Source organism: Streptomyces cinerochromogenes, assembly GCF_014648635.1.
GTDB lineage: Bacteria > Actinomycetota > Actinomycetes > Streptomycetales > Streptomycetaceae > Streptomyces > Streptomyces cinerochromogenes.
Window position 1 is genome coordinate 254440 of sequence record NZ_BMRM01000004.1, and the last position, 13181, is coordinate 267620.

A 13181-nucleotide genomic window follows, 5' to 3' on the forward strand; every position below is an offset into this window, starting at 1 on the left:
ACCGGCACCCTTGCCGTCCACCGGTTTCGATGCAGACGCACGTGCTTTTGGCCAACTCGTGGCCATGCGTACAGCCGATCGACAGCTGTGATGTTTCACGTGAAACATCGGCGGCCCACTAGCCTCTGGGCCATGGCGAGACTTCACCTCTTCGATCTGGACGGCACGCTGTTGCACGGCACCACCGCACCGGTGGAGATCTCCCGTCAACTGGGGCTGGAGGCCGAGACCGTGGCATTGGATCGGGCGATCGCGCAGGGGCGGATCGGCCCCCCGGAGTACGCGGCTCAGGTCCACGCTCTCTGGGCGGATCTGACCGAGGCCCACGTACGGGCCGCGTTCGAGGCGGCTCCCTGGCTGGCCCGGATCCGCGAGGTCTGGGCGCAGATCAGAAGCGTGGGTGAATACTGCGCCGTGGTATCGCTCTCGCCCTCCTTCTTCGTGGAACTCCTGCTCGACTGGGGCGCCCATGCGGCGCATGGATCGCGTTTCCCGGCCGTACCGTTCACCGAGCCTGTCGACCCGTCCGGGGTGCTCAGCGCCGTGGCCAAGGTGACCGTCGCGGACCGCCTCTGCGCGGAGTTCGGTCTGACCCGGGCCGACTGTGTGGCCTACGGCGACTCGTCGTCGGACACGGAGCTGTTCGCCGCCGTACCGGTGTCCGTGGCTGTCAATGCCGATGCCCACCTGACCGGGCTCGCGACCCACTCCTACACCGGCCGGGACCTGTGGGATGCCTATGAGCTGGTCGGATAGCACCGACGCGGTGGAAGCACTGCGCGTCGCTGCCGGGTGACCGCTTATCCGAGATCAGGGGCGTGCATGGCGCGGACCCCCTCGATGTTTCCGTCCAGATAGTGGCGCAGGGACAGCGGGACGAGGTGGACGGAGGCGATGCCGACACGGGTGAACGGGATGCGGACGATCTCGTACTCACCGGCCGGCTCGTCCACCTCGGGGCCATGGCGCAGGGCCGGGTCCATGGACTCCAGCCGACAGACGAAGAAGTGCTGCACCTTCACCCCGGTGGCGCCCCCGTCTTCACCGATGTGTTCCACCGTGTCCACGAAGCACGGCACCACATCGGTGATCTTGGCGCCGAGTTCCTCGTACACCTCCCGGTGCAGGGCGTCCACGACGGTTGAGTCCCCAGGTTCGACTCCGCCACCGGGGGTGACCCAGTAGGGATCAACACCGGGCTTGGTGCGCTTGATCAGGATCAGGTCGTCACCGTCCAGCAGAACGGCACGGGCGGTGCGCTTGACCACGGGTCGGACGGTCATGGGAGAAATGTGGCCCGGCTGGTTCCACGTGAAACATCGCAAAGCGCCACGACACGACCGCAGCGCGTACGCTCCCGGCCGGTGGTCTCAGCACCAGGCCGTAGCAGCACGCTGAAGCCACTCATGGGCCTGCGCGACGGGAGGCAGAGCCAGTGTTCCGTTCCGCACCACCAGGAAATACGTGCGCAGCGGCGGTACCGCCGGTTCGTGCAGGGCGACGATCGTGCCTCGCGCCAGGGCCGGACCGCACAGATAGCGGGGCAGGACCGCGAGTCCGGCCCCGGCTGTCGCACAGGAGAGCACGGCCCGTAGATCGGGAACGATGACCGCTCCGGTGGCGGCCGGGTGGCAGTCGAAGACGGAGGCCCAGTAGCGCGAGACGAACGGCAGCGACTCGTGGACCTCCACGACGGGCAGGTGCTCCAGGACGGACGCGCCCTTCCGGAGCAGGGCGTACGGGCCGATCCGCTCAGCCCAGCGGGGAGCCGCGACGAGGACATGCTCCTCGTCGCAGAGCGGACTCGCGGTGAGCAGGGCCCCGCGCGGCCGGTCCGTGCTGATGGCGAGGTCGTGGTGACCACAGGCCAGTCCTTCGAGCACCTCCTCGGCCGTTCCGAACGAGACGCGCAGGGCGAAGCCCTGGCTGTCGTCGCCGGTCAGCTCCGTGAGCGCGGGCAGGACACGCTCGGCGGTGAACTCCGGAGGTCCGGCCAGATGCAGCGTCCGTGACGAGGACTCGTCGTCCAGCCCGTTGCCGGCTATCTCCACCAGGGCGTCGAGATGCGGGGCGGCCTTGTGTGCGAGTTCGTCACCGATGGTCGTCGGGGTCACTCCACGCGCCTGACGGAGAAAGAGTGGCCTGCCCAGCTGGCGCTCCAGCGTACGGATCTGCGAGGTGACGGCGGGCTGGGAGAGGCCGAGCAGCGCGGCGGCGCGGGTGAAGGAGCCGGCCCTGTGGACGGTGACGAAGGTCCGCAGCAAGGCCAGATCCATGGCGTGCCTCCCCTGGCGCTGCCCTGCTCCGGCCCCAGGCAGGCGCCAACCATAAATAAGTAGATAGGCCTCTGGAGCTAGCGTGATTGGACACTGACGCTGAGTCAACTAGCCTTGTCCGCACGTTCTTTCTCCCAGGAAAGCCGCGGACGGTCCGAGCCACGAGGGGGGGGGAGGCTCGGACCGTCCTGACGGCTCGGCGCGCGGGCGCCTCGTGCTCACTCGGCGGACTCGTCCAGGGCGCGCAGTACGTCGGTCACCAGGTCCTCGGGGTCCTCCGCGCCGACGGACATGCGGATGAAACCCTCCGGGACGTCGTCCCCGCCCCAGCGGCGACGACGCTCGGCGGTGGACCGTACCCCGCCGAAGCTCGTCGCGTCCTCCACCAGCCGCAGGGCCGCGAGGAAGCGCTCGGCACGCGCGCGTGTGGGCAGCGTGAAGGAGACGACACAGCCGTAGCGACGCATCTGCTGCGCCGCGATCTTGTGCGAAGGGTCGTCGGGCAGACCCGGGTAACGCAGGCCGGAGACCTCCGGCCGCTGTCGCAGCGCCTCCGCGACCGCGAGGGCCGTGGCGTTCTGCCGGTCCACGCGCAGCTGGAGCGTGGCGATGGACCGGTGCGCGAGCCAGGCCTCCATGGGCCCGGAGATCGCACCGACGATCTTGCGCCAGCGGCGTACGGCGGCCATCGCCTCCGCGTCGCGGCCGGTGACGTAGCCCAGCAGGACATCACCGTGCCCGGTGAGCTGCTTGGTGCCGCTGGCCACGGAGAAGTCGGCGCCCAGCTCCAGCGGACGCTGCCCGAGCGGGGTGGCGAGGGTGTTGTCGACGGCCACCAGGGCGCCCCGCGCGTGTGCCGCCTCGGCCAGCCGCCGGATGTCGCACACGTCGAGCCCGGGGTTCGACGGTGACTCGATCCACAGCAGCCGCGCCCCGTCGAGCACCTCCAGCTGGGCGTCCCCGCCGGTCGGCGCGGTGCGCACCTCGATGCCGTACGCCTCCAGCTGGGCGCCGACCATCGGCAGCACCTGGTAGCCGTCGGACGGCAGCACGACCGCGTCCCCGGCGCGCAGCTGCGAGAACAGCACGGCGGAGATCGCCGCCATGCCGGAGGCGAAGACCAGCGTCTCGGCGTCCTCCCGCCCGGGCGCCTCCAGCTCGCTGACCGCCCGCTCCAGCAGCGTCCAGGTCGGATTGTCGTCCCGGCCGTACAGATACGAGCCCGTCGCCTCGCCGGGCAGGTGGAAGTGTGCCGCGAACACCGGTCCGGGCAGGGTCGGCTCGTGCTTGACCGGCTCGGGCAGCCCCGCCCGTACCGCGCGCGTGCCGTCGCCGGCGCGGCCCTCGTCCTTGGTGGCGTCGCTCATGCGGCCCGTCCTTCCAGTTCTTCCCGTACGGCGGCGAGCAGGCCGGTGCTCGCCGCCTCCACCATCTCAAGGCACTCCTCGAAGCCGTCCCGCCCCCCGTAGTACGGGTCCGGCACGTCGAGGTCGTCACCGGCGGACGGGTCGAAGGAACGGAGCAGACGGACCTTGCCCGCGTCCTCCTCGGTGGGTGCCAGGCGGCGCAGGGCCTTGAGATGGCCGGTGTCGAGGGCGATCACGAGGTCGAGGCGGGCGAACCACGACGGCAGGAACTGGCGGGCCGTGTGCTCGCTGTCGTAGCCGTGCTCCTCCAGGACCGAGACCGTGCGCGGGTCGGCGGGCTCGCCCTCGTGCCAGCCGCCGGTACCGGCGCTGTCGGCCGCCACCAGGTCATCGAGCCCGGCCTCCGCCACGCGCGCGCGGAAGACGGACTCGGCCATCGGGGAGCGGCAGATGTTGCCGGTGCACACGAAACAGACGCGGTAAGTCATGAGGCGGTCAGTCCTCGTCGGGCAGGACGACGTGCAGCGCCCAGGAGACGACAGAGATGATCAGGCCGCCGAGAACGGCCGTCCAGAACCCCTCCACATGGAAACTCAGATCGAGCTTGCCGCACACCCAGGAGGTCAGCAGCAGCATCAGGGCGTTCACCACCAGGGTGATCAGACCCAGCGTCAGGATGAAGAGCGGGAAGGTGAGCAGCTTCACGATCGGCTTGACCAGCCAGTTGACCAAGCCGAAGATCAACGCGACGGCGATCAGCGTGCCGGCCTTCTTGGCGGTGCTGTCACCGGTGAGCGTGATCTTGTCGAGCAGCCATACCGCGACCGCCAGAGCGCCCGCGTTGGCGATCGTCTTGACTACGAAATTCTTCATGTGTCTGATCGTGGCAGACCGGGCGGGCCCTGGCTGTACGGGCGGCGAGGGGTACTGCGGTGAGCAGCGGGACAGCGAGCAGCGAGGCGAGGGCGGCAGCGGCGATGAAGGCATTCCGGCTGGACGAACTGGAGGCGGAACGCGCCGCCAACGATGGCGCCTACCTTCAGTTCCTGCGCGAGCGGAACATGTCGGTCGGCCTGTACGCCGTGAACGCGGGCGAGCACGACCCGCAGAAGCCGCACGGCCAGGACGAGGTGTACTTCGTGGTCAGCGGCCGGGCCTCGATCACGGTCGGCCTGGAGACGACCCAGGTGGCGCGGGGCAGCATCGTGTACGTCCCCGCCGGAGTCGCCCACAAGTTCCACCACGTCAGCGAGGACCTCAGGGTGCTCGTGGTGTTCTCTCCGCCCGAGGCGTGAGCCGGCACCCTGGGGTTCCCTAGGGGACGGGTCAGGGGGAGACAAGGGATGCGAGGCCCCCGTCCGGGCCCTGCGCGGCCCTAGCATCGAGTGCGGAACACCGACAACGCACGAGACGCAAAGGACGAGGGCATGCGAGAGATCTTCGCGGGGCTGCCGTGGTGGGTGAAGTGGGTCGCGGTGCCGGTCATCGCCCTGGTCGTGTTCGGCGGCCTGATAGCGAGCGTGGTCGGCTTCGTGATCGGCTTGTTGTTCAAGGTGCTGGTCTTCGTCGCCCTGGTCGGCGGACTGATCTACGTCGTGCGCAAGTTCCTGGGGAACTCCTCCTCCCGAAGCGACTGGTGAGGCCTTCGGGAGCCGGTCACCCGTGACGGAGTGCCGGTTCCCTCGCGGGAGGGAAGTTTCGCCGGGACCGCATCTGTGCGCGGTGGCGGGCGGTTAGAGTCCGGAACCCCCCGCGGGGCCCGGCCCCGTGGGTGACGCAGACCCCGCCGTGCTCTTCTCCGCACGGGCTCCCCCTCGCGCTTCGGGAGTGACCCTTGGCCACGGTTGACACCGCCCCGGCAGTACCCCACGCACCGCTCGCCCCACCACGCCCCTGTCCGCCCCCCGTCCAGCGCCCGGCCCCGCCGGCCGTTCCCGGCCAGCCGCACGCGGCGGACGTCACCGGGGTCCCACGCGCCGCGGGCCTCTCCGCACCGCCGTCCGGCGCCGCCCGGTCGGGGCCGCCGGCCACCGGCACACCCACCTCCACACTCATCGGATCCGTGCAGCGCGCCATGCGCCTGCTGGAGAGCGTCGCCTCCCACGCGTACGGCGCTCCCGCCAAACAACTCGCCCGTGAGACCGGGCTCGCGCTGCCCACGGCGTACCACCTGCTGCGCACCCTGGTGCACGAGGGCTATCTGCGCCGGGAGAAGGGGCTGTTCTTCCTCGGGGAGGCCGCGGAGCGGCTGGGCCGCAGCGGGGCGCAGCAGAAACGTCGCAGCACAGTGACGGACATGCTCGCGCACTGGCGCGATTCCATCGGTGTGCCGGTGTACTACGCGATGTACCGGGGCGGCGAGATCGAGGTCATGTGCGTCTCCGGGTCCCGTCAGGCGCCCGCGGTGGAGGAGTGGGCCGACTTCCGCGAGACCGGCCACGCGCACGCCATCGGGCAGTGCCTGCTCTCCCAGCTGGACGAGGACGCGCGGCGCGACCATCTCGCGCGCTATCCCGTGCGGCCCCTCACGCCGTACACCGTGCGGGACAACGACGCGCTGCTGCGGCGGCTGGCCCGCACGCGGCGCATGGAACCGGTGGTGGAGCGTCAGGAGTACGCGGTCGGGACGGTCTGCGCGGCGGTCCCGATCACGGTCGGCCCCACCGCGGCCACCATCGCCCTCTCCCTCCCCGCCCACCAGGCGGACCGGCTGCTGCCCGCGGCACACCAGCTGCAGACGGAGATCGGGCGGCACCTGGGGTCGCTCACCCTCTCTATCAGTATCTGAAAACTTACTCCTTGTGATCTGTCGTGTACTTTCAGCAAGATTTGTCCACGGTCAGAGGGATCATTCCCGGCCAGTCGATGTCATATGACGGGGTAGGCGATGCGCGAGTCCGTACAGGCAGAAGTCATGATGAGCTTTCTCGTGTCGGAGGAGCTGTCCTTCCGCATTCCCGTGGAGTTGCGTTACGAGACCTGTGATCCCTACGCCGTTCGGCTCACTTTTCATCTGCCCGGTGATGCGCCGGTGACCTGGGCCTTCGGGCGGGAACTGCTGATCGACGGGGTCGGCCACCCGTGCGGGGAGGGGGATGTGCACATCGCCCCTGCCGACGCCGACGTACTGGGTGAGGTTCTGATCCGGCTTCAGGTCGGTGGTGACCAGGCCTTGTTCCGTTCGTCGGCGCCGCCGCTCGTGGCCTTCCTCGACCGCACGGACAAGCTCGTCCCGCTCGGACAGGAGGGGGCGCTGGCCGACTTCGACGCTCATCTGGACGAGGCGCTGGACCGCATCCTGGCCGAGGAGCAGAGCGCCGGCTGAAGCGTCACGGCACGGGGTGGCGGACGTTGTGCCATGCCGGACGCAGCGGTGCAGGAACGCTTCTGCAGGGGGCTCCGGGACCCGGCGTACCGGAGGCCTCCCCGCTGCGCCCTCGCCCCTCACTCCTCGCCTTGAGTCCCTCGCCGCTCACCGCTTTCGGCGTCGGCCCCGGCCCCCACGGGCCGGGGCGGGCTGCGCCCCCATGGGGGCCGGGACGCCCGGGCCGGGCCGGTCGGCCGACACCACCAGTGCGGCCAGTGCCGTGGTGACCGGGACCGAGGCGACCAGACCGATCGAGCCCACCAGCGTGCGCACGATCTCCTCCGCCACCAGCTCGCTGTTGGCCACGGTCCCCACACTGCTCTGCGCGATCGAGAACAGCAGCAGCAACGGCAGTGCGGCACCGGCGTAGGCGAGTACGAGAGTGTTGACCACGGACGCGATGTGGTCGCGGCCGATGCGGATGCCCGCCCGGTACAGGCCGCGCCAGCCCATCGACGGGTTGGCCTCGTGCAGCTCCCAGACGGCCGACGTCTGTGTCACCGTCACGTCGTCCAGGACGCCGAGCGAACCGATGATGACGCCGGCCAGCAGCAGACCGCTCATGTCGATCGACGGATACAGGCCGTGGATCAGGCCGGTGTTGTCGTCCGTGTTGCCGGTCAGCGCGGCCCAGCCGATGAACAGCGAACCGAGCACGCCGATCAGCGAGAGGGAGATCAGTGTGCCGAGCACGGCCACCGAGGTGCGGGCCGACAGGCCGTGGCACATGTAGAGGGCGATCAGCATGATGGCGCTCGAGCCGACCACGGCCACCACCAACGGGTTCGATCCCTCCAGGATCGCGGGCAGGATGAACATCGTCAGCACCAGGAAGCTCACGGCCAGGGCGACCAGTGCCATGACGCCGCGCAGCCGGCCCACCACGACGACCGCCACCGCGAAGATGCCCGCGAGCAGTGCCATGGGGAACTTCCGGTTCACATCGGTCACCGCGTACTGCAGTTCCTTGGGGGCCGAGGGCTCGTAGGCGACCACGACCTTCTCGCCCTGGCGCAGCTGCCGCGACTGGTCCGGCTGCACGATCTCCGTGAACGTACGGCCCTTGTCCTTGCCGGTGTCGACCCGGACGGTCGCCTTCTTGCAGGTGCCGTCGGCCTGTTGCTGCGCCGAAGAGCCCTCGGCGGTGGAGGTGTCGCCCGTCGGGGTGCCGCCGGAAGCGTTCACCGACTTGCAGCTGACCTCGACGACCTGGGTGACAGTGGCCTGCTGGGTCTGCCGGTCGAAGCCGACGCCCGTGCGCTTGTGCGACGGGGCCTGCCCGGGCCAGAGCACCACGAGGCCGACCAGGACCGCCGCGGTGAAGGGGACCAGGACCGCCGCGATGACCTTGCGCAGGTGCTTGGACACGGGGGCGGCAGGGCCGTGGCTGTGGCTGTGGCCGTGCGAGTGACCAGGTTCGTTCGACTGACCAGGTCCGTTCGAGGGGCCGTGGCCACCTGGATGACCGTGATCAGGGCCGTGCGAACGACCCGGGGCGGGAGCGGCCGCACGGCTGCCTTCATGGGCGTCGTGGCCGTGTCCGGCACCGTGTGCCGGCTCGTCCCGGCGGCGCGGTTCGGGCGGCTGGTAGGGGTACTGCTCCATCCTGGTCACCGCCCGATCATCGCAAGAACGGTGGGGGCCCACTGTTCGCCGCGCCACACATGGCGCTAGCGTGGAGGCACCTTTGCACACGCGGGAGCTCGGAGCACCGGGCTGAGAGGGCGCTGACCTCCGTACACGCGATGTTTCACGTGGAACAACCGATGTTCCACACGAAGCCTCGGCAGACGGAAACCGCTGCGTCGACCGCCGAACCTGTTACCGGGTAATGCCGGCGTAGGGAGTAGGTCTCATGACCAACAAGGACGCACGCACGCCTGCCTCCGTTCAGAGCGAGACGTCGCAGGAGGCCGGGAAGTCCATCGGCTGGCACAAGGCGTACGTCGAGGGTTCGCGCCCCGACCTGCGCGTGCCGGTCCGTCAGGTGCACCTCACCAACGGGCAGTCGGTCACCCTGTACGACACGTCGGGCCCGTACACCGATCCACTCGTCGACACGGATGTCCGCCGGGGTCTGCCGCCGCTGCGGGAGAACTGGATCATCGCCCGCGGCGACACCGAGGAGTACGCGGGCCGCCCGGTCCGTCCGGAGGACGACGGGATCAAGCACACCTCGCCGCGCGGCGGACTGCGCAACCTGGACGCGGTCTTCCCTGGACGTCCGCGTCAGCCGCGGCGGGGCCGGAACGGCCAGGCGGTGACGCAGCTCGCGTACGCCCGCCGGGGTGAGATCACGCCGGAGATGGAGTACGTGGCCCTTCGCGAGAACGTCTCGCCCGAAGTGGTCCGCGAGGAGATCGCGGCGGGCCGGGCCGTGCTGCCGGCCAACGTCAACCACCCGGAGATCGAGCCGATGATCATCGGCAAGCGATTCCTGGTGAAGGTCAACGCCAACATCGGCAACTCCGCGGTGACGTCCTCCATCGAGGAGGAGGTCGAGAAGATGACCTGGGCGACCCGCTGGGGCGCCGACACGGTCATGGACCTGTCCACCGGCCGCAACATCCACACCACCCGCGAATGGGTCCTGCGCAACTCCCCTGTCCCCATCGGCACCGTGCCGCTCTACCAGGCCCTGGAGAAGGTCGACGGCAAGGCCGAGGAACTGACCTGGGAGATCTACAAGGACACCGTCATCGAGCAGGCCGAGCAGGGCGTGGACTACATGACTGTCCACGCGGGCGTGCGGCTGCCGTACGTCCCGCTCACCGCCAACCGCAAGACCGGCATCGTCTCGCGCGGTGGCTCCATCATGGCCGCGTGGTGCCTGGCCCACCACAAGGAATCGTTCCTGTACGAGAACTTCGAGGAACTGTGCGAGATCCTCGCCGCCTACGACGTCACCTACTCGCTGGGTGACGGTCTGCGGCCGGGGTCGATCGCGGACGCCAACGACGAGGCGCAGTTCGCGGAGTTGCGGACGCTCGGGGAACTCAACAGGATCGCCAAGCGTTTCAACGTACAGACGATGATCGAGGGCCCCGGTCACGTCCCGATGCACAAGATCAAGGAGAACATCGACCTTCAGCAGGAGATCTGTGATGAAGCTCCGTTCTATACGCTCGGCCCGCTGACCACGGACATCGCGCCGGCGTACGACCACATCACCTCCGGCATCGGTGCCGCGATGATCGCCTGGTGGGGCACGGCGATGCTCTGCTACGTCACGCCCAAGGAACACCTGGGCCTGCCCAACCGGGACGACGTCAAGACGGGCGTCATCACCTACAAGATCGCGGCGCACGCGGCGGACCTCGCCAAGGGGCACCCCGGTGCGCAGGAGTGGGACGACGCACTGTCCGACGCCCGCTTCGAGTTCCGGTGGGAGGACCAGTTCAACCTCGCACTGGACCCGGAGACGGCACGGGAGTTCCACGACGAGACCCTGCCGGCCGAGCCCGCCAAGACGGCCCACTTCTGCTCCATGTGCGGTCCGAAGTTCTGCAGCATGAAGATCTCGCAGGACATCCGGCGTGAACACGGTGGCAGCCGGTCCGAGATCGAGGACGGCATGGCCCAGAAGTCGAAGGAGTTCGCGGCGGCCGGGAACCGCGTCTACCTCCCGATCGCCGACTGAACGACCCGCGGTGAACACACCGCGCCGGCTGACGCGTCGTCGGCGGCCGGCGCGGTTCCGGGGCGGACGGGCCGGCGGCTGACCGGGTGGGGGCACCACACCGGTTGGCCGCTCGTTCCCGGCGCCGGGGTTATTCGGGCTGGTGCTCAGGACCGCCGAAGTCCGGGCTCGTGTAGTCGGGGCTGGTGTAGCTCGGGCGGCCGGACTCGGTGCCGTCGTCGGGACTGCTGAAGCCGGGACGGTCATAGCCCAGTCGCGGGATGCGGCCGGTCGGTGCGGGCGGGGCCGGGTGGCGGGCGGCGGTCGGGCCGGGCTCGGCGAGTGCCTCCCTGAGGAAGGGCAGGATGCCGCGCTCCAGCAGGGCCTCTCGCCATGCCTCGCGGGCTCTGGCCAGCTCCTCGTGGGCCGCGTCCTGTGTCCGGGCCTCCGTCGCCGTGCTGTTGCGCAGGGCGGTGAGCAGCAGGCCGACGGCGGCGATGAGGATCGCTGCGGCGGTGATGGCGCCGAACACCCAGCCCGTGGTCAGCAGGGTCCGGGCGAGGGTGTGGCCGGGGTCCAGCATCCGCAGGATGTAGCCGACGAGCAGGAAGATCGCCGCTGCGGTTCCGGAGAGGACAGGAGCCAGGACGGCGACGACCGCGATGGCGCCCGCTCCGGCGCTCTCCGTGGTGTCCCCGAGGGGCTCTGCGGGGTCTTCGGCGGTCGAACCGGGGTCTAGCGGACCGGAGTTGCCGGAGGGACGCGGTGCGGACAGCGCCGGGTGACGCAGTTCGTCACGGAGTTCGACGTAGTGCTGGTACTCGGCCGCCGCGGCTGCCGTGATCAGGGCGGAGGCGTTGAGTGCCATGGTGCGCAGTTGTTCGAGGTTGAGCCGCTCGCCGACAGCGGCCAGTTCCGGTCGGTGCGGTGCGGAGCGCAGCGCCTCATCGAGGAGCCGCTCGAATTCCTGGCGGTCCTCGCTCTGCAGGTGCTGCGGAACGCTGTTCATGTGCATCCCCCGATGCTCCGTAGGGCTTGGGGCTCGCATGGCGACGAGCCGTCGGGCAGAAACGGAGGGGAGCCTGCTACGGATAAGCCGATGGTAGAGCCGTGACGGCGCGCGGTGACAGGGGATTGCCGGAAATTGCGTCCCTGCCTGCGCGGACGCGGTGGAGGAACGCCTGCCGGACGAACGGTCAGGTGTTCAGGGGAAGTTGCTGGACCAGCAGCTTTCCGGCCATGGTCACTCCGCCGTCCATGGCGATGGCGAGTCCGTCGGCGTAGACGTGCGGTCCCTCGACGACCGGGCCGGTGCTCTCCTCGCCGTCCTCGGAGCCGACCTCGCCGAGGAGGTAGGGAATGGGGCTGTGCCCGTGAACGACCCGGGTGCCGCCGTACGTATCGAGGAGGGAGCGCACGGCATCGGCGCCGCCCTCGTCGCGGAAGGAGAAGCGCTTGGTGAACTTGCGGAACAGGTCCCAGACCTCGTCGGCGTCGTTGCGCGTCAGGGTCTCCCGGACGGTGTCGTTGACCGCCTCGATGGAGTCGCCGTAGTCGAGGTAGGCGGTGGTGTCGGAGTGGACGAGCAGATAGCCGTCGACCTCCTCGACGGCGTCGAGCCGGGCCATCCACTGCAGGTGGTGGTCCTGGAGGCGGTCCATGTCGGTCTTCTGCCCGCCGTTGAGCAGCCAGGCCGCCTGGAAGGTGGCGGTGCCCGCGCCGGAGTTGACGGGCGTGTCGCCGAACCGCTTGGCGCCGAGGAGCAGCAGCTCGTGGTTGCCCATGAGGGCCTTGCAGTAGCCGCCGGCCGCGGCGGCCTCGGCGGACAGCCGCATGACCAGGTCGATGACGCCGATGCCGTCCGGGCCGCGGTCGGTGAAGTCACCGAGGAACCACAGCCGGGTGGTGCCGGCGCACCACTGGCCCGAGGCGTCGATCAGCCCCTGCTCCTGCAGGGCGGCGACCAGCTCGTCGAGGTAGCCGTGCACGTCACCGACGACGTAGAGGGGGCCGGGACCGGCCGTGGGCTGCGGGGCCGGGGCGGCCGGGGCGGGCTCGACGGGGACCTGGAGGGTGTCACCGCGGTTGATGACGGGCAGGTCGCGCTGGGTGGGGGTGTAGCCCTCCGGGTACGCCTCGTCGGAGGGCGGTACGACGTCGCCGGGGTGGATGCTGCGGATGTACGGACCGGTCTCATGGACGTACGCGGGTACCCGGAAGTCGCGCAGAGTCGCCGTCCGCTCCGCCTCGGGTCCCTGACCGGCCCCCTGAGTCATCAGACCCCTCCACCATCGCGCCGCATCTGCACCGCTTCGGACTGCCTGGTCGCAGCGGTCCGCGGTGTCGTGGGCCCATCATAGGAATGCGCGTCGCGCCGTGTGATGACCCAGGGGTGGTGAATCGGAACAAGACTCCGGTTCCCCGCGGCTTTCGCCCCGTTTGGGCAGATGTTCGACTGGCTGGCGGCCGATCGGGGCCTCGGCCGACCGGTTTCCCGGCCCGCCGTTGCCCGACCGGCCGGGGCCGCCCCGGGCCCCGGGTCCTCCCCGTGG

Annotated in this window: 14 protein-coding genes; 6 read left to right on the top strand and 8 right to left on the bottom strand. The window is 69.8% G+C overall.

What is annotated here, in order from left to right:
* The first annotated feature begins 132 nt into the window (after positions 1-132).
* The gene (locus tag IEZ20_RS10205; protein WP_189296684.1) at positions 133-756 is read left to right on the top strand and encodes an HAD family hydrolase; all 624 of its coding nucleotides are present in this window, start codon (positions 133-135) and stop codon (positions 754-756) included.
* A gap of 44 nt (positions 757-800) precedes the next feature.
* On the opposite strand, the gene IEZ20_RS10210 is transcribed toward IEZ20_RS10205, so the two are convergent.
* The 5 genes from IEZ20_RS10210 to IEZ20_RS10230 all read right to left on the bottom strand — a co-directional run bounded on the left by IEZ20_RS10210 (position 801) and on the right by IEZ20_RS10230 (position 4516).
* The gene (locus tag IEZ20_RS10210; RefSeq protein ID WP_189296686.1) at positions 801-1283 is read right to left on the bottom strand and encodes an NUDIX domain-containing protein; all 483 of its coding nucleotides are present in this window, start codon (positions 1281-1283) and stop codon (positions 801-803) included.
* 87 nt (positions 1284-1370) lie between these two features.
* On the bottom strand, positions 1371-2276 hold the full coding sequence (locus IEZ20_RS10215) for a LysR family transcriptional regulator (protein ID WP_189296688.1): 906 nt from the start codon (positions 2274-2276) through the stop codon (positions 1371-1373).
* A 218-nt stretch (positions 2277-2494) separates the two neighbouring features.
* Entirely contained in the window at positions 2495-3643 is a 1149-nt protein-coding gene (locus tag IEZ20_RS10220; protein WP_189296690.1) for a cystathionine gamma-lyase, read from the bottom strand.
* Positions 3640-4131: a low molecular weight protein-tyrosine-phosphatase gene (locus IEZ20_RS10225; protein WP_189296692.1), complete on the bottom strand. Its 492-nt coding sequence runs from the start codon at positions 4129-4131 to the stop codon at positions 3640-3642. Before IEZ20_RS10225 ends, IEZ20_RS10220 begins: the two co-directional genes overlap by 4 nt.
* A 7-nt stretch (positions 4132-4138) precedes the next feature.
* Entirely contained in the window at positions 4139-4516 is a 378-nt protein-coding gene (locus IEZ20_RS10230; RefSeq protein WP_189296693.1) for a phage holin family protein, read from the bottom strand.
* Between the two features lie 104 nt (positions 4517-4620).
* Between IEZ20_RS10230 and IEZ20_RS10235 the strand changes: the two genes are divergently transcribed.
* From IEZ20_RS10235 to IEZ20_RS10250, 4 genes are all read left to right on the top strand, one after another.
* On the top strand, positions 4621-4938 hold the full coding sequence (locus tag IEZ20_RS10235) for a cupin domain-containing protein (RefSeq protein ID WP_189297033.1): 318 nt from the start codon (positions 4621-4623) through the stop codon (positions 4936-4938).
* Between the two features lie 132 nt (positions 4939-5070).
* Entirely contained in the window at positions 5071-5283 is a 213-nt protein-coding gene (locus tag IEZ20_RS10240) for a DUF5326 family protein (RefSeq protein ID WP_189296695.1), read from the top strand.
* A gap of 422 nt (positions 5284-5705) precedes the next feature.
* Positions 5706-6431 (top strand): IclR family transcriptional regulator, encoded by a 726-nt coding sequence (locus IEZ20_RS10245; RefSeq protein WP_373303920.1) that lies wholly within the window; start codon positions 5706-5708, stop codon positions 6429-6431.
* 99 nt (positions 6432-6530) lie between these two features.
* Positions 6531-6968, top strand: coding sequence for an SsgA family sporulation/cell division regulator (locus IEZ20_RS10250; protein ID WP_189296697.1), 438 nt, complete (start codon positions 6531-6533; stop codon positions 6966-6968).
* Positions 6969-7115: 147 nt separating this feature from the next.
* On the opposite strand, the gene IEZ20_RS10255 is transcribed toward IEZ20_RS10250, so the two are convergent.
* On the bottom strand, positions 7116-8615 hold the full coding sequence (locus IEZ20_RS10255) for a YibE/F family protein (protein WP_189297037.1): 1500 nt from the start codon (positions 8613-8615) through the stop codon (positions 7116-7118).
* Positions 8616-8865: 250 nt separating this feature from the next.
* Here IEZ20_RS10255 and thiC point away from each other — a divergent pair, with 250 nt between their 5' ends.
* A complete protein-coding gene (thiC, locus tag IEZ20_RS10260; protein WP_229896001.1) occupies positions 8866-10650 on the top strand; it encodes a phosphomethylpyrimidine synthase ThiC in 1785 nt (594 codons plus the stop codon).
* A gap of 130 nt (positions 10651-10780) precedes the next feature.
* Here the strand turns inward: thiC and IEZ20_RS10265 are convergent, their stop codons facing one another.
* A complete protein-coding gene (locus tag IEZ20_RS10265; RefSeq protein ID WP_189296699.1) occupies positions 10781-11644 on the bottom strand; it encodes a hypothetical protein in 864 nt (287 codons plus the stop codon).
* 181 nt (positions 11645-11825) lie between these two features.
* On the bottom strand, positions 11826-12905 hold the full coding sequence (locus IEZ20_RS10270) for a metallophosphoesterase (protein ID WP_189296701.1): 1080 nt from the start codon (positions 12903-12905) through the stop codon (positions 11826-11828).
* Positions 12906-13181: the final 276 nt, after the last annotated feature.